2 protein-coding genes are annotated in these 1,784 nt (G+C 67.5%); both read right to left on the bottom strand.

From position 1 onward, the window contains the following. Positions 1 to 873: biotin synthase BioB (gene bioB / locus AC1DY5_RS54075; protein ID WP_478122431.1), on the bottom strand; the 873-nt coding region annotated here is incomplete at its 3' end. A gap of 102 nt (positions 874 to 975) precedes the next feature. Then, positions 976 to 1,695 (bottom strand): dethiobiotin synthase, encoded by a 720-nt coding sequence (gene bioD, locus AC1DY5_RS54070; protein ID WP_478122430.1) that lies wholly within the window; start codon positions 1,693 to 1,695, stop codon positions 976 to 978. Between the last annotated feature and the right edge of the window lie 89 nt (positions 1,696 to 1,784).

The raw sequence follows: 1,784 nt of genomic DNA, 5'->3' as shown, positions 1-1,784 counted from the left end.
CAGCAGCTTGTCGCCGTAGAAGATCGAATTGGCGCCGGCCACGAAGCACAGCGCCTGCAGTGCCTCGTCCATCTGCTCGCGCCCGGCCGACAGCCGCACCATCGTCGTCGGCATCGCGATGCGCGCGACCGCGATGGTCCGCACGAACTCGAAGGGGTCGAGCGGCTCGGTGCCGGCCAGCGGCGTGCCCTCGACCTGCACCAGGTTGTTGATCGGCACCGACTCGGGATAGGGCTCGAGGTTGGCCAGTTGCGCGATCAGCCCGGCGCGCTGGGCGCGGCTCTCGCCCATGCCGACGATGCCACCGCAGCAGACATGGATGCCGGCGTCGCGCACATGGGCCAGCGTATTGAGCCGATCCTGGTAGGTGCGGGTGCTGATGATGTTGCCGTAGAACTCGGGGGCGCTGTCCAGGTTGTGGTTGTAGTAATCCAGCCCCGCATTCTTCAGGGCCTGGGCCTGCTCGGCTTCGAGCATGCCCAGCGTCATGCAGGTCTCCAGGCCCAGCGCGCGAACCTCGCGCACCATGTCGGTCACCTTTTCCATGTCACGCGCCTTGGGGCTGCGCCAGGCCGCACCCATGCAGAAGCGCGTGGCCCCCTGGGCCTTCGCGGCCTGTGCCGCTTCGACGACTTCCTGCAGCGGCATCAGCTTGCTGGCCTCGACGCCGGTGTCGAAGTGCGCGGACTGCGGGCAGTAGCCGCAATCTTCCGCGCAGCCACCGGTCTTGATCGACAGCAGCGTGGACAGCTGCACCTCATTGGCATCGAAGTGCTCGCGATGAACCTGTTGCGCGCGAAAAAGCAGGTCCATGATCGGCTGCGCGAACAAGGCCTCTACGTCTGCGACGCGCCAGCGAGGCTCGGCTTGCATCGGGCTGCGAGAAACCGCAGGGCGCAGCGCGGAGAGCGAGATGGTGTTCGTCATCATGTTGATTCCCGATCGTGAGTTGTTACGCGTAAAGAAGGGCTTGTCTCAGGCCAGGCCGAACAGCGTCCGCAGCGCTGCATCGTCGAGGTGGGCCGTCACCGCCGCAGGGTCAGGGCTGGCCAGCCGGGGAACCCTGCCCAGGCAAGGCGCCTGGTGACGCCGGCCCAATTCATGGCGAAGGGTGGCGAGGTTGTCGTCGCGATGCAGCATGGCCGGATCGACGGTGTTCGCGATCCAGCCTGCCAGTCGCAAACCGCGTGCATGGATGGCTTCGGCAGTGAGCAGTGCATGGTTGATGCAGCCGAGCCGCAACCCGACCACCAGCACGACCGGCAAGCCCAGGTCCATGGCGAAGTCGGCGCTGTCGAAGTCCAGCCCGAGCGGCACACAGAACCCGCCAACGCCCTCCACGATGAGGCGCTCGGCGCGCGTCGCGAGCGCCAAGGCACCTTGCAGCAGGACGGCGCGCTCGATGGTGCGGCCTTCGAGCGCTGCCGCGATGTGCGGTGCGCAGGCAGCCTCGAACTGGAGGGGGCCGACCTCGGCATCGGTCAACGCCACCGAACTCGCATGGCGCAGCGCGCGCACGTCCTCGTTGACGTCTTCGCCACCGATCACCTCCGTGCCTGCCGCCACCGGCTTGTAGCCGGCACCACGCTGCCCTCGCTCACCGAGCCAGTGCAGCAACGCGGCGCTGACGCGCGTCTTGCCGACCTCGGTGTCGGTGCCGGTGACGAAGCAGCCACGCAATGACGCTGCACTCATCGCAGGGCCCCCGCTGCTCGCGCCAGGCCATCGATCAGCGTCTGTACGTCTTGCGGCGTGTGCGCCGCGCTCAGCGTGATACGCAGCGC

It is taken from the genome of Variovorax sp. P4_D9 (genome assembly GCF_056401695.1).
The sequence above is the reverse complement of the archived record's forward strand: the minus strand, read 5'-3'. Positions and strand labels throughout refer to the sequence as shown.